At 34.4% G+C, this 21440-nt stretch carries 22 protein-coding genes; 21 read left to right on the top strand and 1 reads right to left on the bottom strand.

Features of this window, described 5'->3' with window-relative positions:
* Positions 1–12 precede the first annotated feature (12 nt).
* The 9 genes from ACQ4KW_RS11960 to ACQ4KW_RS11920 all read left to right on the top strand — a co-directional run bounded on the left by ACQ4KW_RS11960 (position 13) and on the right by ACQ4KW_RS11920 (position 6089).
* Positions 13–894: a hypothetical protein gene (locus ACQ4KW_RS11960; RefSeq protein ID WP_430882710.1), complete on the top strand. Its 882-nt coding sequence runs from the start codon at positions 13–15 to the stop codon at positions 892–894.
* Positions 895–989: 95 nt separating this feature from the next.
* A complete protein-coding gene (locus ACQ4KW_RS11955; RefSeq protein ID WP_430882709.1) occupies positions 990–1166 on the top strand; it encodes a hypothetical protein in 177 nt (58 codons plus the stop codon).
* Positions 1167–1226: 60 nt separating this feature from the next.
* Positions 1227–1373 carry a hypothetical protein gene (locus ACQ4KW_RS11950; protein ID WP_430882708.1) on the top strand — a complete coding sequence of 49 codons (147 nt, stop codon included), beginning with the start codon at positions 1227–1229 and terminating at the stop codon, positions 1371–1373.
* Between the two features lie 128 nt (positions 1374–1501).
* Positions 1502–1903: a hypothetical protein gene (locus ACQ4KW_RS11945; RefSeq protein ID WP_430882707.1), complete on the top strand. Its 402-nt coding sequence runs from the start codon at positions 1502–1504 to the stop codon at positions 1901–1903.
* On the top strand, positions 1900–2436 hold the full coding sequence (locus ACQ4KW_RS11940) for a hypothetical protein (protein WP_430882706.1): 537 nt from the start codon (positions 1900–1902) through the stop codon (positions 2434–2436). Before ACQ4KW_RS11945 ends, ACQ4KW_RS11940 begins: the two co-directional genes overlap by 4 nt.
* Positions 2414–2935, top strand: coding sequence for a prepilin peptidase (locus ACQ4KW_RS11935; RefSeq protein ID WP_430882705.1), 522 nt, complete (start codon positions 2414–2416; stop codon positions 2933–2935). The genes ACQ4KW_RS11940 and ACQ4KW_RS11935 overlap by 23 nt, the downstream gene beginning before the upstream one ends.
* Positions 2928–4424, top strand: coding sequence for a serine/threonine protein kinase (locus tag ACQ4KW_RS11930; protein WP_430882704.1), 1497 nt, complete (start codon positions 2928–2930; stop codon positions 4422–4424). The genes ACQ4KW_RS11935 and ACQ4KW_RS11930 overlap by 8 nt, the downstream gene beginning before the upstream one ends.
* Positions 4425–4442: 18 nt before the next feature.
* Positions 4443–5375, top strand: a complete 933-nt coding sequence (locus ACQ4KW_RS11925; RefSeq protein WP_430882703.1) for a hypothetical protein — start codon at positions 4443–4445, stop codon at positions 5373–5375.
* 39 nt (positions 5376–5414) lie between these two features.
* Positions 5415–6089 carry a hypothetical protein gene (locus ACQ4KW_RS11920; protein WP_430882702.1) on the top strand — a complete coding sequence of 225 codons (675 nt, stop codon included), beginning with the start codon at positions 5415–5417 and terminating at the stop codon, positions 6087–6089.
* Between the two features lie 6 nt (positions 6090–6095).
* Here ACQ4KW_RS11920 and ACQ4KW_RS11915 read toward each other — a convergent pair whose 3' ends face one another.
* Complete coding sequence (locus ACQ4KW_RS11915; RefSeq protein ID WP_430882701.1) at positions 6096–7478, bottom strand: hypothetical protein; 1383 nt, start codon at positions 7476–7478, stop codon at positions 6096–6098.
* A gap of 319 nt (positions 7479–7797) precedes the next feature.
* Here ACQ4KW_RS11915 and ACQ4KW_RS11910 point away from each other — a divergent pair, with 319 nt between their 5' ends.
* The 12 genes from ACQ4KW_RS11910 (at position 7798) to ACQ4KW_RS11855 (ending at position 21430) form a co-directional block, all read left to right on the top strand.
* On the top strand, positions 7798–8577 hold the full coding sequence (locus ACQ4KW_RS11910; RefSeq protein ID WP_430882700.1) for a Na-translocating system protein MpsC family protein: 780 nt from the start codon (positions 7798–7800) through the stop codon (positions 8575–8577).
* Positions 8578–8597: 20 nt separating this feature from the next.
* On the top strand, positions 8598–11033 hold the full coding sequence (locus ACQ4KW_RS11905; protein WP_430882699.1) for an ATP-binding protein: 2436 nt from the start codon (positions 8598–8600) through the stop codon (positions 11031–11033).
* Between the two features lie 282 nt (positions 11034–11315).
* A complete protein-coding gene (locus ACQ4KW_RS11900; protein ID WP_430882698.1) occupies positions 11316–12239 on the top strand; it encodes a DivIVA domain-containing protein in 924 nt (307 codons plus the stop codon).
* The gene (locus tag ACQ4KW_RS11895; RefSeq protein WP_430882697.1) at positions 12232–13791 is read left to right on the top strand and encodes a GspE/PulE family protein; all 1560 of its coding nucleotides are present in this window, start codon (positions 12232–12234) and stop codon (positions 13789–13791) included. Before ACQ4KW_RS11900 ends, ACQ4KW_RS11895 begins: the two co-directional genes overlap by 8 nt.
* Complete coding sequence (locus ACQ4KW_RS11890; RefSeq protein WP_430882696.1) at positions 13781–15028, top strand: type IV pilus twitching motility protein PilT; 1248 nt, start codon at positions 13781–13783, stop codon at positions 15026–15028. Before ACQ4KW_RS11895 ends, ACQ4KW_RS11890 begins: the two co-directional genes overlap by 11 nt.
* Before the next feature lies 1 nt (position 15029).
* Positions 15030–16229, top strand: coding sequence for a type II secretion system F family protein (locus ACQ4KW_RS11885; RefSeq protein ID WP_430882695.1), 1200 nt, complete (start codon positions 15030–15032; stop codon positions 16227–16229).
* Between the two features lie 381 nt (positions 16230–16610).
* A complete protein-coding gene (locus ACQ4KW_RS11880; protein WP_430882694.1) occupies positions 16611–17516 on the top strand; it encodes a hypothetical protein in 906 nt (301 codons plus the stop codon).
* Between the two features lie 72 nt (positions 17517–17588).
* On the top strand, positions 17589–18026 hold the full coding sequence (locus ACQ4KW_RS11875) for a type II secretion system protein (RefSeq protein WP_430882693.1): 438 nt from the start codon (positions 17589–17591) through the stop codon (positions 18024–18026).
* A 122-nt stretch (positions 18027–18148) separates the two neighbouring features.
* Entirely contained in the window at positions 18149–18625 is a 477-nt protein-coding gene (locus ACQ4KW_RS11870; protein ID WP_430882692.1) for a PilW family protein, read from the top strand.
* A gap of 61 nt (positions 18626–18686) precedes the next feature.
* The gene (pilM, locus tag ACQ4KW_RS11865) at positions 18687–19679 is read left to right on the top strand and encodes a pilus assembly protein PilM (RefSeq protein WP_430882691.1); all 993 of its coding nucleotides are present in this window, start codon (positions 18687–18689) and stop codon (positions 19677–19679) included.
* Positions 19680–19681: 2 nt separating this feature from the next.
* Positions 19682–20218 (top strand): PilN domain-containing protein, encoded by a 537-nt coding sequence (locus ACQ4KW_RS11860; protein WP_430882690.1) that lies wholly within the window; start codon positions 19682–19684, stop codon positions 20216–20218.
* A 24-nt stretch (positions 20219–20242) separates the two neighbouring features.
* Complete coding sequence (locus ACQ4KW_RS11855) at positions 20243–21430, top strand: hypothetical protein (protein WP_430882689.1); 1188 nt, start codon at positions 20243–20245, stop codon at positions 21428–21430.
* Positions 21431–21440: the final 10 nt, after the last annotated feature.

Raw genomic sequence — 21440 nt, 5'->3', positions numbered from 1 at the left:
TTGAAGAGGGTGATGGAAATATATATATCATTTTATTATTACTGCGGTTTGCTCATAGCCTTCATAGGTGGTGTGACCCTTTTCATAGGGACGAGGCAAACCAAGGGCAAGCAATACATTAAGTTTAGAAAGAGAGTGATACAAGACACAAAAAAGAAAATAGGCAAGGGGTTATCCAGCCCGAGTGCGACACAACTCATGCTTGAAGCGGGCATGAAAACAGATTCCAAGTATTATAATGGCATACGGTATATTTTGACGGTGGTGACCCTGGTCATACAAGTTAAGGTTCAAATGAAAGCTGAGGTTTTAAGACCTCATATATTTTTACTGGTAGCTGGAATATTTTTACTTACCGCACCTGTAGAAAGTTTTTGTGGCAAGCAAATGCCCTTTGGCTTTTTTATGGAAGTTTTTAAGAAGGGGCAGGAAGATCAAATTGACAAAGAGGTCTTTGAAGCTATGACCCAGCTTAAAAATCTATGTATAGCACAAGCTGACTTTCCCCTGAGTGGTGACTATATGATTGAACAGGTTATGAAGTTTAGTCAAATTACCAAGCATGCTTATTCCAAAATGCTCGTCCTGTGGAGACTGGGAGATAGTGAAAGCGCATGTGAAGTTTTTGCAGTCACATTAAATACAAAAATGAGCAGGGAATTATCCAGTATTTTTCTAAAACTAGAAAGCATGGCCCCTGTAGAAATGGCAGAGCACTTGAACTTATACCAGAGTCACATTCGGGAAGAACGAATGACAAAGCACCTACGGAAACAGGAAATGATGAGTTATGTCTTATATGCGCCAGTCATTGCATCTGCCTTTGCAATAATGCTGAATTTTATGGTGGTTGTTATTTGGCTGGACACAATGGAACTCATGCAGAAAATATAGTTATATTCAAAAAAATATCAAACGAGTGAGTGTTTAAACATTCATTTAAAGATCAATGCAATTTGCAAGGAAATGACTACAATGGAGGGTTTAAAATGAAAAATGTTATCGTGATACTTTTTACAATTATGCTAGGGGTTTATATTGGAACAAATTATATTTTAGGTGATGGTGAGGAGACCACCAATGCATCTTTCAAGGAAGTGACTGAACAAGTGGGCACTAGAGCACAGACTGAATTAACAGCCATTAAAGATTCTAAAGCAAAGTAATGAGACATCAGGCTTTATTTTAGAGGATATTCTATCAGTGGCTAATATTAAAGAGGAGCAATGATGAAGAACATAATCGTAATTTTGTTTTCAATCATCCTGGGCGTTTATATATTTGTTTCAACTATAGGAGAAGATGATTCAATAAAGAAGACCAGTGGTGGGGTAATGAATACCCAGGTTGAAATGCTAAAGACCTTACCCTAGAGCTTTGAAGCGATTGACATGAAATAGGTAAGGTCTACTAGAACAATGCTGATAAACAAGCTCAGCATTGTTCTTTAGAATTGTTTTACAAAAGACAACAAACGTAAAAAGAAAGAGAAGGGTGACCCATGAAAGATTTAATAGCCCTATGTGCTGTGCTCCTTTTGCTTATGACTTTTCCCGTACAATATGCACTGAATACAAAGAACCACTATGCCATATCTCTTATGCAGAAACATGTGAATAATGCCAAGGAAATGTCGAGATTGGAAGGCTATTTTACAAATGAAATTATTGATGATTTAAAAAGCAATATTGCCGAAGATTTTGGAGTGGATAAGACAGAGATCCTTGTGAGTGCAACAAGTGCAAGCGAGAGAAAAAATAGAGGAGAATTAATACATTATAGTGTGTCTGCCCCTATTCATAAAATCATAGCAGCACACTTGTTTTATGGTATTGACGAAAATAGCAACAAGAGTGTTTATACCATTGAAAACTATGCAGTGAGCGAGTGGGTTAGTCCATGAAGGCTTTTTTAACAGGGGTGGCTTTTATTATTCTTCTTACTTTCTTTAATACCTTTCAAATTGAACAAGACGCCTATATACGGGCTCAAGAATACATAAAAGTAATGTGTGATGATATGGCTGGGGCCGCAATTCTCTTTGTTGATGAGGGGGCTTTTAGCCAAGGGAAAAAAGTCTATGAGAAGACGATTTCACAGCAAACAGTTAAAAATTTAGTCATGGCCAATATGGACTTAAAATCTAATTTATCCCCAAATGAAAGCAGTTACTGGAACACATCCATTGACTATACCACATATTATTTTGATGACACAGGTTATATGAGTGTTTACAAGAATGGTTTATTCTCAAGCCAGGAAAATTTTGCTTACGGAAGTGTGTTCACTGACCCAGAAACAGAATATAAAAAACTTATTACAGAAGCGACTGTTATAGTGACACTGAAAACGGACTACCCTGTTTATAAAGCACACTGGATGAATTGGCCTGAAATTGTTAGGAGTTCAGCTTATGAAGATTTGGATAGGAACTAGTATACTAATTGGATTCACAACCCTTACGGCATTTACGGACATTCGAGAACGTAGGGTTTTTAATAAACATCTGGTCGCAATGCTTACGGTGGGGTTGGTCTTTAAAATCATATCTCCCCAAGTGTTTTCTTTGTCTATTATGGGGTTTGCCTTTCCGTTTTTACTCCATTACATTCCCTTTAAATTGAGATTGGTGTCAGCGGGAGATGTGAAGCTTTTTATGGTGATTGGTTTACTGACAGGCCTTGAGTTTGTCTTAACTTGTATGGTTATAGCCTATGTTATTGGGGGCCTGGTTGCCCTTTGCATGATGGTTAGGAACAAGTCTTTAGGGGCTAGGCTTATGGCGGTTTACTTCTATATAACAAATATGTTCCTTGGACGAAAATTAGAAAAATACAGTTATGGACAAGGCGAGATATTAGCCATGCCCTTTGCCCTGATGATACACTTTGCAGTTCTTCTACAAGTTTTTTGTTTTGGAGGTCTAAATGGATAAAACTTCTGTACTAAAAAATGCTGAACCCAACTTACTAACTCCAGCGGTTGATCCCAGCGAGAAAATAGGTGGCAAGTATAAAATCATACACCACTTGGGTGTTCCCAGTGGACAAGCTGACCTATATTTATGTGAGTATAGAGGGAAAAAGCGTATTGTCAAACTCTATAAAAACGGCGTTCAAGTGGATCGTGACATCATAAAAAAGATTAGGCGTATTCAATCTGGAAGAATTGTACCAATCCTTGAAACTGGTATTTATATGAGGCGTTTTTATGAGGTTGTTCCTTACTATAGCAAAGGAGATCTATCACGTATGGAGAGTCTGGATGAGCAGACGCTTCGAAATGACGTGATTCCCTTTATCAATGAAGCCTTGAATGATGTACACACTCAGGGAATGGCCCATATGGATTTAAAGCCTTCAAATATTTTTGTAGATGATCAAGACCAACTTTTCTTAGGCGATTTTGGTATCTGTTCCATTCTCGCGGATGAATCCATTAAAATCACTAGGGCAAAAGGAACTTTTGGATACCGACCGCCAGAGAGTTATTCGGAAATATCGATTAAAAGTGAACAATTTGATTACTATGGATTTGGTATGACCCTGTTACATCTCTTAACGGGAAAGAGTCCATATGCCGGGTTAAGTGAAATGCAAATAATGGCTCATACACTTGATGGAAAAGTTTTAATGCCTGATGACATATCAGATGAGTTGACCCTCCTTATCAAAGGGCTTACAGCCTATGACAAGAAAAAAAGACTTGGTTATGAAGCCGTGAAAAGATGGTGTGAGGGGTTTGATATTTCTGATCTGGTGGATGCATCTTCAAGGGGATCGCGTGGTAGAAAATTTGCTGAGGGATACCAATTTAAAGGACAGATTACCCTGACAATTGATGACTTCGCCCATGTTGCCAATCAGTCGATGGAGCACTGGGATGAAGCTGTTCAAAGGTTTTCAAAAGGACTGCTGGATGATTTTATCCATGCTTGTGGGAGTGATGAAGCAGCCGCACTGCTAGATTCTAAATCAATTGAAGACAAGGAAGCGGGTCTTTCATATTTTCTATATAAGGTAACAGATGGGCACAGGCTATATTGGCGGACAAAGTGTTACAAAACTCTCAATGCATTCGGAAGGCATATTCAGCAGCATTTACCAGAATCACCTTCTGACTATGTCGAGATGGACAGGGTAGGGCTCATCGATTTACTAATTAATGAGGTCATTGCTGAAGGCGAAGAGATAGAGAGGTCTTCAAGTATAATCAAGATGTACTCATTTGCCTTTATGGCATCTGTAAATCGGCAGTTTAATTACAGAGGGCGGGTAGCAACAAGTTTTGATGAACTTGTTATCCACATGAATGAAATGACTAAAAGTGATGTTGACCTTCACCTCATAGATGAAATGGATAGACTTATGCGTAGTGCTTATTTTAAGGTATGGAATAATGCATTAGAAAATAAGACTTCCTAGAGGGATGTGAACTAGAGTATGTACTATAAATTTATTGAAACCATGAATGAGAAGGCCTCCATATCTGTACAAAAAGAGGGATTTAGGAATCTCTTGCAATGTCACTATATACATGACTTGGCTGGATGTTTAATTAAAACAAGTGGAAATTTACAACTTTTTTCTTTATCAGGAGCAAAACAACTCGTCTTACTATTTGCCTACGGTCTAAAGTTTAAAATACTTGCACTATTAATTCATCTAATGCCAATGAAGGGGTTGATTATGGTAAGAAAATTCATAAATAAGGTGGACGCTTATATTCTAGATTTCATTGCCATATGCGATTTAAGACCCTGTGGGCCTTTGAATTTCGAAAAAAAAATCAGGGTAACGGACTTTAATGCGATAGCAGAAATACTTGAAATAGAGCATAGACTAAGAATTAATCGAGGCTGTACCAGAGAGCTTAAAGTTCTATCAGGCAACCACTTATGGAGAACACATATAATTGTTCAGGTTATTGAAGTGAGAAAACGCATTTTAGATTCTTTCGAAAAGACCATTCAAGGTGTTTTTTATAATACGAAAATGTACATCTTTTTCTTGTGGGCACTTTTCTTTATTATGATGTTTAGAGAGAACATTTCAGGATCATATGCTTTTGGGACAGTTTTAAAGTTAGATTTATATTTAAAAATTATAAAAATACTTGTTGGAGTATTAATACATGTTTATGGAATAAAGCATCTAACTAAGTGGAAGAGAGCTATTATGATGATTCAAAAAAACTTGTCTAGTCAGAACAAAAACTCGATTTCTTATAAAAAAATTTCTAAAAAAATTGAGAAGTGGGAAACCAGGACTGCTTTACTAGGTCATTATTATAAAGTCGAAAAAGAGACAATGCCAGTAGGGCATGCCTATTTATGCATGGCTTTTTTTGCATTGTTGAAGTATTTGAATCAATGATCATAATGAAATAATTGATAAGTCTTAGGAGGAAAAGTTGTGATACCAAATCACTTAAACAGAAACTTAAGTCTAAGCCATGTGGAAGGATTTTTAGATCTTGTTAACATTGACCAGACAAGAGTTGACGCTTTAAACCAAGATAATTTGGAAGGCGCCACAAATAAATATAGTCATAAGAAAATATGCAAAATTCGCAAAAACTTTTTAAAAAAAAGCATTGAGGAACTATACGTCACTGTCGACAGGCAAATAAATAAAGCCGATGATCTCCAAAGAGAACAACTGCTCAATCAAGTGATGAATCAATCGTTCTGCGAGAAAATTTTAGAGGATGTCGATGGGGGCATAGAGGCGATATCAAATAAACACATTTTTATGTGTGTCCTTCTAATATTTGTTTTCTTATCGATGTTAGGTATGGAAATTTACTTGAACCTGGAGACGAAACATGGATTGATTTTTCTAAATCAGTTTTATATTGGTCTGTGCATATTGGATTTACTCAATTACAAACGGTGTAAAAAAAAGCTGGAAAATATAGTTGACATGATACTTTCCAGCGATACAAACCATAGACAAAATTGTTTAGATATTTTAAAAGATCTTAGAAAAAACTCTCGTTATTATGGGAAATTAGAGCTAGATGTTATTAGCCTACTAATCATTGTTATTGATATGGTTTACAGAATCTATTACTTAAATATAAGCTAAAAAGCCTTAAATGTTACCATTATCATCTGATTGGTTCTCAGTGTGGATAGAGGAACTTTCACTGGAAAACCAGTCTCTATAATCATTCAGTGGTCCTAGGTTGCTTTCGGGATTAATTGCTTTTTCAAAGGTTATTGCAGCGGCGTTCGAATTCGAAGAAGTGTTATGACAAGTATCAGAATGTATGGTACTTAACTCATTGAACTTCATAATAAACACAAAGGCTATTGTAGCAAGTAAGACGATTACGCCCCAATGAGAGACCAATATACCTGTTGATTGACTTATAATAAATGAAAGAATACAAATAGAAAGTCCAGTCCCATATACAATTCGTTTCATATCTCTTTTTTTCATATCATAAAGAGCTAGTACAAGTAGAGCCAACGAGCCTACAATGATTACAATGTTTAAACTCTCAACAACTAAATAGTAGAAGCTGTTGATAAACCTATCCCAATAAAATAATTTGAGAGTTTCAAGCATAAAACTCAAAGAGGCAAAAATCATTGTTGTTTTTAGAAAGATATCAATGACAATTTTTGAAGTTCTGTGTTTTATAATGAAATGATTCACTTTGACGAATGTGGGAATAAGAAAGTTATTTGAAATAGCAAATACAAATGCTATAAAGTATGGGCTGAGAAATGGGAAATTAACTGAAATCCATTTGCTATGCCTGTAAATATCAGTAAATATCCACAAGCCGAAGCAAGCTAGGAACATTGCAATGGATATTATGAAATCTCTTCCTTCAATAAATTTCATATAATAACCAACAATAAATAGAAGCAGAGAGAGTATTATTAGAAAAAAACCTATGGAATGCCGTGTTTCATCAGAGTCAAATCTATTAAGAACCAAAGAACTTGAATCAGAAACAGTGGCTGTTTTGAAAAGGCCTAATGTATTCGAAGTATTATTTACGTCTATGACCAGAAATAAGACACGATTTTCTGTCTTTACAAAAACTTCAGAGAAAAGCTCATAGTAATTTTTAGGTATGTTTTTATCATTATGCGTATATATTTTATTGTAAAATGTGTCGTATATATCCAGAGAAGATCCAAACACACCTTTTATATGAACCAAACTTGAACCATAAAAATCATTTGGAGGTTTTAACTTTATTATGTATGTTTCAAGATCTAGTTCCGACTTAGAAACTGTGTAGGGTGACCATGCGTCTTTTTTTGCTATTGGCATGTAATCATCTTGATTTAGTAGTTCATTAAAAAGATTGCTACGATTAATTAATTTATACTGGATATCGGTAATGGCTATTGAGCGCTCATGGTCAATCATTTGCTCCTTGTAAAACATGTTAAAGCAAATACTAATAATTACGAATATCAAGACTAAAGAAAAACCCATCCTTATCTTATTCATTTTTATCCCCCTAAAATGAAAGCATTATTAAAAAATCATTTAATGTATTTCTACCCAATTACAATGGTACATTACTATTTCAGAAAATCAATATAATTCGATTGATGCAGTTAATATATTAAATATTTGTTGACAATATAGATTTGGCTGATATACAATATCGATTGCCATCGCATAATTTTTAAGTACATTAAGAATGTTGACTTAAAGGTTGTGGATGTAATAATGTACTGCTGAAAAATGGGATAATTAAATTTGGGGAAGTTAATTATTTATCAAAGTTTAGTAAAAGTCATTAGTAATTTGGGGGAGAAAATGTATGTGTGTAGAAAGTATATTAAGAAATGTCCGTGTACTTTATGTTGAAGATGATGAAGTGACACAGATAATAGTGAGACAAATGTTAAAGTCCATGGTTGGAAAAGTCTATACAGCTTCAGATGGTGTAGAAGGCTTAAAAATGTATGAGAAACATAAACCGGATTTAGTCATCACAGATCTTATCATGCCGGAAATGGATGGTTTAGAACTCATAAAACGTATACGCAAATTTGATAGTGAATGTGGTTTACTTATTACAACAGAAATAAATGAACTGAATAGAATTTTGAAAAGTATAGAAATTGGAATTGATCAGTATATGGTTAAACCAATTGAAAAAAATGATTTAGAAGAAGCCTTGCAAGGTGTTATTCGAAAACTTATTAAAAGATCTAAAGAAGACAGTAAAATTGAATCACTTGTTGGAATGGATAAGAACTGGGAAACTCAAGTGACTGATGATATCAAATCAAGAATATCGACTTACATCAAAACATTGACAAAAAAAGGACCTACAGCCATTCATGTCTTGGTTAAAGAGAACTATGTATTTGTGAAAATGAAAGGCACTTTAACTCAGTTAGAAAAGTCTTTGCTAACAAATGTTTCTAATAACAGAATGGTTTCCTATAATCGTGAAGTTTTATACAGAGAGTTTCAAGGGGAGATTGAAAGTTTAGTGTATGAATCAATAGAACGAAAGGCAACACTTGAGACAGTAAAAATTGAACCATTAACAGATGAAGAAGAATGGATTATTAAATTCGAAATTGTTTAGAAATATGATAGGGGAATAAAATGGATTACATTCTTTTGTCCGTGTATAGTGCAGTTGTGGTTCTAATAACGTATTTCGCAACAATCAAAGTAGGAAAATCAAACGAAACGGTTATTGTTAAAGAGATTATACAAAAAAAATCATCTAACAAACCATACGGGATTTATTCATCCATAACAGGTATGATTACGTTATCTGTTGAACTACAAAATATTGTTAGAATATTCGAAAATCAAATCACCTTAGATAGATTACTAGACACAGTTGATTTAAAAACAGCAACTGAAATTAAGTCGAGATTATCTAGATTGAAAGCGTCAGAAAGCCTTAGCTACAGATTAAAATATACGCCTCCGAAAATAGACATACCTATGTGGCTAGAAGTTCGTTTTAATGTTACAAAGTTGGGGCAAGAGAAAGAGATTGTTTTTGAAGTAGATGATATAACAGATACCATTGAGCTCGAAAGTAAAACTTGGATGATGGAATCGACTCTAAAATCTATTGTTGATAATACAATGCTTATTTCATTCTTTGCGATTGACCACAATGGTAAGCTCATTTTATTTAATGAAAGATTTTTCCAAAAAGTTAAATCTATTTTCAACTATGAGATAAAAAAAGGTGATGATCTTTTAGAGATTTTAGAGTCAAGATCAGCGAATGATGAAAACTTAAAATCTATTTATAATTCAGTGAAGAAATACTTTGATGCTTCAACGGCTGAAAAATTTCAATCAGTAGAGAAAATCAAGATCAATGATAAGAACACCCTCTATTACGAATGTGAGTACAGTCCAATTATAGTGCAAGGCAATAGAGTGATTGGTGGCATTGTATTTGTGAGAGATGTCACGATGGATATTTATATGAAAGAAGAGTTGATAAAAGAAAAACAACTCGAAAAGAATGCGAATGAAGCCAAAAGTAAATTTTTATCAAACATGGGTCATGAAATTAGAACGCCCCTCAATGGTGTTATTGGCATGACGAACTTATTACAAGATACGAATCTAACCTCGAAACAACTGTATATGGTTAATATTGTAAAAGAATCTGGAGAGTATTTATTAAATGTGATTAATGATATTCTGGACTTTTCAAAAATTGAAGCTGGTGAGATTGCCCTTGCTGAAGAAGTGGTTCATCTTGCTGATGCTATATACAAAATTGAAGAGATGTTCAGGTTTAAAGCTGGTGAGAGCAATATCAAATTTACTACAGAACTACAATCAGATGTACCCATGTATGTAAGACTTGATAGTTTTAGATTAAAACAAATTCTCATAAATCTAATTGGCAATGCCTTTAAGTTTACTGAAAGAGGTCATATTAAATTACTTGTTGATATTGTGGACTATAAACTTATGTTCACTGTTGAAGATACAGGTATTGGCATACCACAGGATAAACTAGATCACATCTTCGATTCCTTTAAGCAAGTGAGTGATGATACAACAAAAAAATATGGTGGCACAGGACTAGGATTAGCCATTACAAAAGAACTTGTTGAGCTTATGGGAGGAAGAATAAAAGTGAGTAGTAGAGTTGGTGTAGGAAGTGTATTCTATTTTTCTTTGCCAATTATTATTCCAAAGGAGGATGAATTGGAAAATTTCGAGCATATTAGTGCCCCAGAAATAACCAGTCTTGCCGGTATAAATGTGCTTGTAGCTGAAGACAATAGAATCAATCAAATTCTTATGGAAGAAATTCTATCAAAATATGGGTGTTCATACGATATTGTTGAAAATGGGATAGAAGTGATTGAACATATTAGGGTCAAAAAATATAATTGTATCCTGATGGATATTTCAATGCCTGAGATGGATGGCGTTCAAACCACTAAATTAATTCGGAAAAACTTTAGTCAGGATGACCTTCCAATTATTGCTGTAACAGCGCATGCTACAAAAGAATATAAAGATGAATTGTTAGAAATAGGCATGAATGATTTTATGACAAAGCCTGTTGATACCAAAATGTTAATAAAGATTCTAAGCAATTATTCTTGTGAAGTAAATTGTTTTGATCAAGACAAGGTGAGTATTCAGGCAAAAGATGATAACTTAAAAATTTACGAGTCACTGGTTGAAAACGAAATAAAAAATAAGGTCTCGGGTATTGATTTTAAATATATAGAGTCCCAATTAATGGGTAACAAAGCTTTGGTTCCAGAAATAGGAAATAAGATTGTGCGAATGATGAGGGATGAAATTATTCCTGGAATTGAACATAATTTATTTGTGGGAAAAAAAGAAATATGTTTAGAGTTGACACATAAGGCAAAGGGTTCTATTTCAAATTTTGGAGAAGTTGAGTTATTAAAAAGTGTTAGAGCCATAGAAAACGCTATTAAATCTGATAATATTGAACAGGTTAAGAATTGTATTATGGACATGCAAAATGAACTTGAACTATTCAATATAGAAATAGAGAATTACAAGATTTTATAGAAATGACTTGAACAGAACACTATAGTGATATATAATCTATCTCGTGATTAAAAATATCGGTAAAACAATTGATTGATGAATGGATGTTCAAGCAATTATTTGTTTTAATGATTTTTGCGAGGACGACTTGGATTGAAAAGTGAATTCTGCTATGAATTCAAAATATAGATGTTGGAATGAAATAAATCCCACGGAGTGGGACGTTAATGAAGCCAACACATTTAGCATGAAAGATCATGCTATTTGTGTTGGCTTTTTTGTTGCCTGAAAGGAGCATATGAAATGGAAAATGAGTTTAAAAAAGTGATGAGGGGATATGACATCGAGGAAGTAAACCGCTATATTGATCGAATGTCATCTGAGTTTGAGAATAAGTTTTCTGAGAAAAGAAGCGAACTCGAAATGCTGAAGAAAAAGAATGATAATTTAAGTCAATCATTGATTGATTTAAAGTCTAGTATTAAAGATAAGGAAAAGAAAAAGAATAGTGAGTTTCAAGCCATGATTGGTAATCTCGAATCAAAACTAAGTGATAAAGAAAGGCTTCTTGAACAAATCACTATGGAGAACAATCAAATAAAAGAGAGTATCGAAACTAGAGTTAAAGAAAAGGATTATGAGCTCAGTCGATTACTCAAAATTAAAGAAAATCAAATCAAAGAACTTGAGAATGAACTGATAGAAATGAAATCAAATGCCAATGATGAATCAGAGGAAATCAAAAAACTGAAAAAGATTTTGAGTGAACGTGAAGAAGAACTGAGAGAACTTAGTACCAACCAAGAATCTTTCTCGAGTGTAGAGGTTATACAACTTGAAGAAAAGATGAGGACCCAAGAGCAGATCATCAAGGATTTAACTGTTAAGCTTAACAACATAAGCCAAGAACATGACAAACAAAATTTTGATGACCTAGAAACTCAAAAACAGCGAATTGCTAATGCAATTTTAAATGCCAATGAGCAAGCAGAAAAGATTCTCTTTCAAGCCAAAATTGAGGCAGATAAAATCGAAAAAGAGACTCAGGTTCACATTGAACAAGAAAAAAGAAAAATAGAGAAACTTAGAGAAAACATCATGAAAATTAAGTCAATGACGGGCGATGTACTCACTTGCTATGGTCAATCTATTGATACTGTTTTACAAGAAATTGAAAACACATATGAAGAGAATACTCAAAAAAAATGGAGTGTAATTAATGGATAATTGGGATAATAATTTTTCTGTTCAAGATAGTAGCAAGTGGAACATTTCAGCTGATATATGGGAAACTGTTGATTTGAAAGAAAAAGTAATTCCAATAGATGTTTTAAACAGTATTCCGCAATCGGTTGCTGATAAACATAAAGCTATCGCATTTGATTCTGATTTCGTTTATCTTCATGTAGCCATGGCCGACCCTTCAAATATTATAGCCGTTGATGATATTAAACTTCTAACAGAAAAACTTATAAAAACATATAAGTCTTCAGAAGAAGATATTCAGGTTGCCATTGCTCGACATTATAGTAAAGAAAACACCGATAAAGCTATCGAAGAGTTGAAAGCAGAGTATGATGTTGATATTGATGTAGAGGCAGAATCCACAAATGAAGATGGCGTTAGCGATGCCCCCTCTGTACGATTGGCCAATTCAATTTTGACCAGTGCTATCGAAGCAGGGGCAAGTGATATTCACATTGAACCCTTTGAGCATATAGTATATGTCCGCTTGCGTATTGACGGTGTATTAAAAGATGCTATGACATTTCCAAAAAAGTTATACTCTGCAGTTTCAACAAGACTAAAAATTATTGCAGATATGGACATCGCGGAAAAAAGAAAACCGCAAGATGGTCGTATAGAAATGAAGTTTGGGAAAATCCCATATGATTTTCGAGTATCGTCGCTGCCCACGGTTTTCGGAGAAAAAATAGTACTTCGTATACTGGATAGAACGGGATCGATTATGGAAAGGAAAGACCTGGGTTTCACAGATGCAGAGAATAAAATGTTGGATAGTATGTTATTCAGACCGGATGGCATTATGCTCGTAACAGGACCAACAGGCAGTGGAAAGACCACAACCTTGTATTCTTTTTTAAAGGAAATGAGCACGAGTGATAAAAATACAATAACAATCGAAGATCCTGTCGAATATATGTTACCTCGAATTAATCAAGTTAATGTCAATAATAAAGCGGGGTTAACCTTTGCAGCCGGACTTAAAAGTATGCTGCGCCAAGATCCGGATATTATAATGCTTGGAGAAATTAGAGATGAAGAAACAGCTTCAATTGCTGTTCGAGCATCTATTACAGGTCACTTTGTCTTATCAACGCTTCATACAAATGATGCCCCCAGTACAATAACGAGGCTACTAGATATGGGGGTTGAACCCTATTTGGTTGCAGATGCTGTTGTGGGCATTATAGCCCAAAGACTCATTAGAAGACTGTGTCCATTTTGTAAAAAGAAAGAAATGACAACGAAAAGAGAAGAAGAACTATTAAATTTAAATGGTCCTGAACTGATATTTAAGCCACAAGGTTGTGATAAATGTAATGATATTGGTTTTAAAGGCAGATTGGCAGTTCATGAAATATTAATGTTTGATGTAAATATTAAGAATGTTCTAGAAAAAAATGGAAATATAGAAGATGTAAGAAAAGCAGCTGCTCAAGCTGGAATGAAAACCCTAAAAGAAAACACAATAGATTTGATATGGAATGGAGAAACAACAGTTTCGGAAATGGTGAAGATTGTAAATGATAGATAAAAGTTTTGCAGACTTGTTTGAAGGATTTAGTCAATTTAACGAAATTCAAGAGGATAGTCAAGACACATATGGCAAAAGCAACAAAAATGAGAATGAATTTACTGGATTAGATTTTGACATCACAAAGTACTTACAAACAGATATAGACACAAGTGTAAATGAGATAGAGCGTTCTGATTTTGAAATAATAATGGAATATGCATTTTCTGTAAAAGCATCAGATATTCATTTTGTTGACGGGTCAAAACCGGCAGTTAGACTCAACAAAATCATGAAGGATATTCCCAATACTGAGGTTTATGATAATGGCGATATTGAAGATATTCTTGAAAAATGCATGGATGAAGAGATGCTTGAGAAACTAAAGATCAATGGCGAAATTGATTTTTCATTTGAGTGGAATGAAAAAGGTTATTTTAGAGCGAATGCGTTTAAGCAAAAAGGGAAATACTCCTTGGTGTTAAGACGCATTCCAGCTGAAATTCCTGAGTTTGAAGAGTTAAAGCTACCACACATTATTAGTGAATTTGCTCAAGAACATAAGGGACTTGTGCTTATAACAGGCGCAACAGGTAGCGGAAAATCGACGACCTTAGCAAGTCTTATTGATCTTATTAATCGTGAAAAACAGCACCATATTATTACAATTGAAGATCCAATTGAGTATGTTCATTCTCATAAAAAGAGTAAGATCAATCAAAGAGAGGTTGGAAATGACACAAAGAGTTTTGCGACAGCACTCAAATCGGCGCTTCGTGAAGATCCGGATGTGATCCTCGTTGGTGAAATGAGAGACCCCGAAACCATTTCAATAGCATTAACTGCTGCAGAGACAGGGCATCTCGTTTTTTCCACACTCCATACAATTGGTGCAGCTAAAACAATCGATAGGATTGTGGATACTTTTCCGCCAGCAAAACAGCCACAAGTTAGAAGTCAGTTATCAACCGTGTTAAAAGGTGTTGTTTCCCAAGAACTTGTACCTAAAGTTGATAAAGAAGGCATAATTCCAGCCGTAGAAGTAATGAAGGTCAATTCTGCCATTGGCAACCTAATAAGGGAAGGTAAAATTGTTCAAATGGACAGTATTATTCAAACAGCCTCGTCTGAAGGTATGATAACAATGGATCAATGTCTAGCAGACTTAACACTGAGTGGTTCAATATCCCAAATTGAAGCAGAAAGACGTTCTATTAACAAAGAATACTATCGAACGTTACTACAAAGGGGTCGATAATATGCCGATTTTTCAATATAAGGCAAAAAATTTGCAGGGGCAGATAATTACTGGTAAACAAGAGGCTGAAAACACAGATGAAATTAAAAAAGCACTTTTTTCCAAGGGATACTTCCTTGTAGAATCCCATCAAGTCAGCAAAGAATTTAGTTTTCGATCCGTGAAGAAAGTTAAATTAAAAGACTTTGTGATATTTTGCAATCAGTTTTCAATTATGCTGGATTCTGGGGTGACTTTAATAGATTCTGTAAGCGTACTAAAATATCAAACAGGAAGCAAAGTCCTTGCTCGTGTGTTGGAAGAAATTCATGCCAGTCTCTTAAAAGGAATTCAGTTTTCGGATTGTATCGTAAACTATCCTGAAGTATTCCCGAGTTTCTTTGTCAACATGATAAAAGTTGGAGAAGCGACAGGGTCTATGGATGTCGTGCTATTTAAACTTGCAGATTACTATGAAAACGAAAGCAAAATTTCAAAAAAAATAAAATCGGCTAGTTTATATCCAAAGTTAGTTGTTTGTGCTGCGTTAGGCGTCATTACGTTTCTAATGATAAAAATACTACCCATGTTTGCACAAACGCTTGATGAAATGGGGGCAACCCTACCGAAACTCACTTTAGTGTTAATGGCAGTCAGTCGCTTTATGGTACAAAATTTCTTTATTATGGCTGGCCTCTTTATCGGAGGTGCAATAGCTTTATCGAGATTTGCCAAGACAAAAAAAGGTCAGTTAATATTTGACCGGATTAAAGTGTCCTCACCTCTTGTTGGAAATCTAACAAGAAAAATTGTGACGGCAAAGTTTGCTCGAAGCATGGGGCTTCTTTTACAAAGTGGTATTCCAATGGTAAATGCTATGGAAATAATGGCCAACTTAATCGAAAATGCTGTGGTTAAAATGAAGTTTAGAAAATGTTGCGAGGATGTAAAGGCAGGAAAGAGTATCTCGAGCTCACTGGAGACAATGGATATATTTCCTAAACTACTTGTCCATATGGTCCACACTGGTGAAAAAACAGGAAAGCTGGATGAAATGCTAAATAGGACAGCAAAGTTTTTTGATTCGGAAGTGGAACATGGTGTGAATCAGATGATAACACTTATAGAACCTGTACTTATAATTTCATTGGCTGTTATAGTTGGTACCATACTCCTATCTGTTATGTTGCCTATGATGAGTATAATGGAAAATATGGCTTAATATAGATTTTGTACAAAAGAAGTAAAAATGGAATAAAATAATAAAATGAGAAAAAAGTACTTGATTTACTAGGTAATATGTACTATAATGAATTTTGTAAGGACGACAACAGGTTTGTTGAGCGGCCGAGTTGAATAGGTATTATTCGACTATAAGATGAATTTTAGACATAATGTGTAATTTTATAGTTTATGTATTTCTTATAGGAATAACATAAACGTTACATTTATAAGTGCCTGAAGAATACAAACTGAATATTATCTGGATTGATTTTTAAAAGCTACGGAGTAGCTGTTTGGAGATAACCCAGTGCTGAACATGATAAATGTTTGCACTGGGTTTTTTTGATTTTAAGAATTAAATCACCAAGGGAGGGATACTATGTCGGATTCATTCAAGACAGCAATGCGCGGTTATGACAAATTGGATGTCGAAAATTATATAACCAACGTGATGAAAAGTTATGAAGAATCGATCAATGCTTTGAATGAGGAGCTAAGTAAGAGCAAGGAGGAAAATGAAAAAGTCCAGTCTTTACTAAATGATTATATGGGACAAGCGGGCGAGTCTGAATTAACTGAACCTGATAAAAACTTAAAAATGAGATCAAAAGTAATTGAAGGGAAATTAAGAGAAAGAGATGCACTTATTGAGAAGGCAAGGGAAGAAAGGGTAACGCTTGAGGCCATAATTGAAAAAGAAATCTCAAAGAAAATGTCAGATGCTGATAAGGCGCTGATTCAAATGGAGAAAAAACGTTCTGACCTAGTAGAAACATTAAATGCATATAAGGCCAAGAAAACTGATATTCAAGAAGATAAAAAAAATAGAACATCCATAATAAACAACATCAACATGATTGAGGAGCAAATAGAGCAGTTAAGGGATTCTGTCGGAAGTACTGACACTGACCTATTGAACATTCTTGAAAGGGAATCAGAGGAAAATCAAAAAAAAATTCAGGGTTTAAAAGAAGAGATCGACGCCTATTCGAATGAAAATATAAATGGTTCGTTAGAAAAGGACAAAAGCAAAATTGCTGACATTATTTTAGAAGCGCAAACTGAAGCTAGCCAAATGATCCAGAATGCATTATTTGAAAAAAATGAAAAACTTAAAGAGATGCAGGGGTTATTAAATGAAGAAGTGAATGAACTTGAAATTATTCAAGATAGACTCATATATATTAAAGACTCTGTACAATTTACACTTTCTAAAAACATTGAACAGAGTGATTCAAAAACTATGGACACAAGTAACAGATTGATTCAATTTGAGGCGTTGTAAATTATGGGGATATAGAGAAATCTGTAATGCTCGTAATTAAATATATTTATCTAAATTTATGGAGGAATTAAAATGTTAAAAAAACTAATGAAGAAGAACGAAGGATTTACACTGGTTGAACTGATCACAGTTATAGCCGTAATTGCAATTATGGCAGCGGTTATGATGCCGAAGTTTGGTTCATTTAAGTCAAGCGCTCAAAAGAGTAATGCCTTACAAACAGCAAAGAATGTTTACCTTTCTGTTGAAGCATACAATGCAGAAAACGGTGATTATCCAACGGTTAAAGAACTTAGAGATTATAATGATGAACTGCCTGAATCAGCAGATCTTTTGATTAAAATGGAGACTGATGGAGATTTCACGATTGAAAATAAGGGAACGGATAACAAGTGGTATAAGGTTGTGTTTGATGAGGGGAAGTATGAACAAACGGCCGGAACAGTGGACCCTACAATAAATGCAACTGTAAGTGAAGGTGAAAGTGAGAGTGAAAGTGAGAGTGAATAATAAGTTTTAATAAGCATTTTCTAATAAAAGTAAACCTTTACGTTCGTAAAGGTTTACTTTTTAAGGGGAAGACTCTCCTTAAAAAGTAAGCTTTTACATTCAGACGATTAGGAGGCAGTTCAATGAATAACAAGGATGGGTTCACCCTACTTGAAGTAATGGTTGTGGTCGCAATAGGAGCAGTACTAAGTTTGTTGCTCGTTAGTATTTTTGTAACCAGTAATAAGTTTATGCTAAACACAGCTAAGAACCTTGATAGCCAAACAAAGGCTAGACAAGTTTTAGATCTTTTATCAAATGAAATTAGAAGAAATGATATCACTGGTCGAATTGAATGCAGCGTAGAAAGCCAAGTCATCAGAATCAATTCTAGCAATCAAGCAGACTACAAGACCTATTTCTATAAGAATGGCTATTTTACTAAGTTTGAAAAAAAGGGAGCACAAGAACAAGAAGATCCCATGTATGAGATAGCAGGATTTGAAATTCAGTATGACAACAAGAATGTTGGAAAATATACAGTTGTGGTTAAATACCTAAATGCTCATGGGGAGGAAGAGGTAATGCAAAGACTAATGGTGAGCAGAACAGCCAAGTGATATGTATGTTTAGGTAAAAGCTTAGTTTCTATATGCGCTTAACTAAGAAAGGATGTGCAAAATGAGTAAAGTTTTAGGTGTTGACATAGATTACAGGTCCATAAAAATGGCACTGGTACAAAACGGCAAGAAACCAAAAGTCCTCAAAACAGTTGAAATACCATTACCATATGGAGCAACAGATAGAGAAAATAGGTTTATAAGTGATTCTGTGGATTTATCTCTGGCAGAAGTCATAAAGAAAAATAAACTGGGTGCAAAAAGCGTCGCAATTAATATTCGTAAAGGATTTGTCAGAGAGTTTAGCTTCACAGGTATTAAAGAAAAAGAGATAAAAAATGCACTTGAACTTGAATTATCATCAACAATCCAAGATATTGCTGTTAGTTATCAGCTCAATTATAAAATCTATGAAAAATCTAAGAAAGCTGTACAGGGTCTTGTTGCCTTCTGTCCGCATAAGTATATTGAGAGCGCTTTAAGCTATCAAGACAAACTAACAGGTACAATTAAATTCCTAGATGTCTATCCAAACGCCCTGAATAAAGCCCTCAAACACACTTTAAAGAATAATAATTTAAGTGGGCCGGTCATGGTTGTTGAAGTAGGATATCGGGACAGTATCATTACAATTATTGAAAATCAAAAAATAAGAATTAGTAGAATTGTTAATAGTGGGGCCTATCATCTAGATAAAATAGTTTCTGAAGAGTTTTCAATAACAGTTGAAGAAGCTGAAGCTGAAAGAAAATCCTATTACAAAAACTATTTTGCAGATGGTATAGATATGGAAAGATTCATTAAGATTGCGTATCAAAGCATTCAAGTGGAAGCGCTTCAAGCCAAAGGCTATTTTGAAAAGAAGGATGAAAGCATACAGACTATTCTTTTAACAGGCGATGGTATTGAGGTGCCGAGTTTTGACTTATATATGAAAAAAAGTTTCGAAGTGCCTGTAAGAACACTGAGTCCCACTGATGCAAAAGGCAAATTTATTGAAAACTATCATAGACTCTTGCCTGCTATTGGAGTGGCAATACGGGAGGAAAAGTAAGGATGAAAGATATAAATTTACTGCCCAGTATTATAGAAAAATCGGATGATACATTTAAGCTTATAAAAATAGTTTTTTCTATTTTGCTTGGATTTTCATTATCTGTAACCGGTGTCATTACGCTTTATATTGAAAATGAAACTGAAAAAATGAATGAAAACATTGGCTTTATGCAAAATGAAATTTTGAAATATAAAAAGGTTGAGGATTTAGAAAAAAATGTTAATGATCAGTCGCAGAAATTACGGTTCACTTTCGAACAGATTAGTAATTTTGAGAAACAATCGATCATTAACCATCAATTACTAATAGACATTTCTAGCACACTACCAGAAAACACCTTTCTTAAATCATATTCAGTGTCTGATGATTCCAGTTTAAGCCTATCTGGTGTTTGTGCAGATGAAAAGGATGCAGTCTATCTTGTACATCAATTAAAAACATTAGATCATGTTGAATCCGTTAAGTTTAAGAGTTTGAACAGGAATCACGGGAAGAAAAGTTCGTTCAACTTTACGGTCAGTCTAGATCTGAACTAAAAAACAAAGAGAAGGGATTAGAAAATGAGTGGAATTGGACTAAAAACACCTAAGAAGACTATGAAAAAAAGTGAAGCCATTCTTATACTTACAGTCATATTGCTCGCTATTAATGCTTCAATCGGTATGTTTTACCTTTCTGGAAAGATTGAAGCATACACTATGAAAAAAGATGAAGTTATATCTGTTGAAAAACGCTATGAACAATTGCAAAGCAAATTTCGTGGTTATGAAAGACTCCTTGCTATTTCTGATAACTTGAGTTTTCGAAGAAATAGGATTCTTTCAAGTTTACCTGATGGAGTATTCCACGAAGACATCCTTTATGATATCAGTGAAAATGCTGATGTAAACAGTATTTCAATTGATTCACTTCTCATGGATGAACAAGTTGGGATTGACCAGGATAGGACAGAGCAAGTGGAATCAGTTTCTGATACAGACAGTAATGATGGCTTTAAAAAAGGATATTTAAGTCTTCAAACTGTAAATATTGACTTCAGTGGGCAGATTGATGGTATATATAATTTCATTCATGATCTGGAGAAGGATGAGCAGATGATAACACTGTCAAATTTAAGCCTGACGCCAGGATTTGCTAAGAAACTATCTGGACGTATGACCTTAAGCTTCTTAGCATGTGAAGATGGTTTACTTCAAAAATCAGTTATAGACTTACCTGAAAGTTTTGGAAAGAAAAATCCTTTTAGGCCTTATAAAGGGTATTCTGGTTTATCGATTGATGCAGGCAAGGCCAACTTACCTGACTCACAAAAGGTGGCCGATTTTCTTATTCAGATTCCCGAGAAGAAAGCTGGTGTTCCAAGTTTTATTATGGGCCCATACGATCAAGTGACAAAAGAACTCTATTCATCAAAGAGTACAAAGACGAGTGGATATATTAAAATCACTGAAGAGGGTGAACAGATTTTCATAAAGTATGGATTTGATAACAACATTCATAAAACTGCAATGTTTGATAAGCAATCCGATGAGATCATAATTGAGATTCATGCAAGTGACAAAATAGAAATAGAAGAGCACCAGCAACTTGTTTTAGAAATTCAAAATGATAGCCATATGAGTATAGATTTTAGAAGGGTTAATGATCCTGATAAAAAACTATGTCTAATAAAAAGTGTGAAGAATATGGAAATCTTAGAAAATGAAGAAGAGGACTATAATTTTAACATTTATAAAGACCTAATGTAAGGTGGCCGAT

The organism is Tianxiuia mixotrophica (assembly GCF_050596425.1).
Taxonomy (GTDB): domain Bacteria; phylum Bacillota; class Clostridia; order Peptostreptococcales; family Acidaminobacteraceae.
This window is presented reverse-complemented; position numbering and strand designations above follow the sequence as displayed.

Bases quoted from the DNA above. Each gene is read 5' to 3' on its own strand.
- ACQ4KW_RS11910 (WP_430882700.1), top strand. From the start codon at position 7,798: ATGTGTGTAGAAAGTATATTAAGAAATGTCCGTGTACTTTATGTTGAA.
- ACQ4KW_RS11900 (WP_430882698.1), top strand. From the start codon at position 11,316: ATGGAAAATGAGTTTAAAAAAGTGATGAGGGGATATGACATCGAGGAA.
- pilM (WP_430882691.1), top strand. From the start codon at position 18,687: ATGAGTAAAGTTTTAGGTGTTGACATAGATTACAGGTCCATAAAAATG.
- ACQ4KW_RS11935 (WP_430882705.1), top strand. From the start codon at position 2,414: ATGAAGATTTGGATAGGAACTAGTATACTAATTGGATTCACAACCCTT.
- ACQ4KW_RS11895 (WP_430882697.1), top strand. From the start codon at position 12,232: ATGGATAATTGGGATAATAATTTTTCTGTTCAAGATAGTAGCAAGTGG.
- ACQ4KW_RS11855 (WP_430882689.1), top strand. From the start codon at position 20,243: ATGAGTGGAATTGGACTAAAAACACCTAAGAAGACTATGAAAAAAAGT.
- ACQ4KW_RS11880 (WP_430882694.1), top strand. From the start codon at position 16,611: ATGTCGGATTCATTCAAGACAGCAATGCGCGGTTATGACAAATTGGAT.
- ACQ4KW_RS11890 (WP_430882696.1), top strand. From the start codon at position 13,781: ATGATAGATAAAAGTTTTGCAGACTTGTTTGAAGGATTTAGTCAATTT.
- ACQ4KW_RS11905 (WP_430882699.1), top strand. From the start codon at position 8,598: ATGGATTACATTCTTTTGTCCGTGTATAGTGCAGTTGTGGTTCTAATA.
- ACQ4KW_RS11870 (WP_430882692.1), top strand. From the start codon at position 18,149: ATGAATAACAAGGATGGGTTCACCCTACTTGAAGTAATGGTTGTGGTC.
- ACQ4KW_RS11915 (WP_430882701.1), bottom strand. From the start codon at position 7,478: ATGAATAAGATAAGGATGGGTTTTTCTTTAGTCTTGATATTCGTAATT.
- ACQ4KW_RS11860 (WP_430882690.1), top strand. From the start codon at position 19,682: ATGAAAGATATAAATTTACTGCCCAGTATTATAGAAAAATCGGATGAT.
- ACQ4KW_RS11960 (WP_430882710.1), top strand. From the start codon at position 13: ATGGAAATATATATATCATTTTATTATTACTGCGGTTTGCTCATAGCC.
- ACQ4KW_RS11945 (WP_430882707.1), top strand. From the start codon at position 1,502: ATGAAAGATTTAATAGCCCTATGTGCTGTGCTCCTTTTGCTTATGACT.
- ACQ4KW_RS11930 (WP_430882704.1), top strand. From the start codon at position 2,928: ATGGATAAAACTTCTGTACTAAAAAATGCTGAACCCAACTTACTAACT.
- ACQ4KW_RS11925 (WP_430882703.1), top strand. From the start codon at position 4,443: ATGTACTATAAATTTATTGAAACCATGAATGAGAAGGCCTCCATATCT.
- ACQ4KW_RS11885 (WP_430882695.1), top strand. From the start codon at position 15,030: ATGCCGATTTTTCAATATAAGGCAAAAAATTTGCAGGGGCAGATAATT.
- ACQ4KW_RS11955 (WP_430882709.1), top strand. From the start codon at position 990: ATGAAAAATGTTATCGTGATACTTTTTACAATTATGCTAGGGGTTTAT.
- ACQ4KW_RS11940 (WP_430882706.1), top strand. From the start codon at position 1,900: ATGAAGGCTTTTTTAACAGGGGTGGCTTTTATTATTCTTCTTACTTTC.
- ACQ4KW_RS11875 (WP_430882693.1), top strand. From the start codon at position 17,589: ATGTTAAAAAAACTAATGAAGAAGAACGAAGGATTTACACTGGTTGAA.
- ACQ4KW_RS11950 (WP_430882708.1), top strand. From the start codon at position 1,227: ATGATGAAGAACATAATCGTAATTTTGTTTTCAATCATCCTGGGCGTT.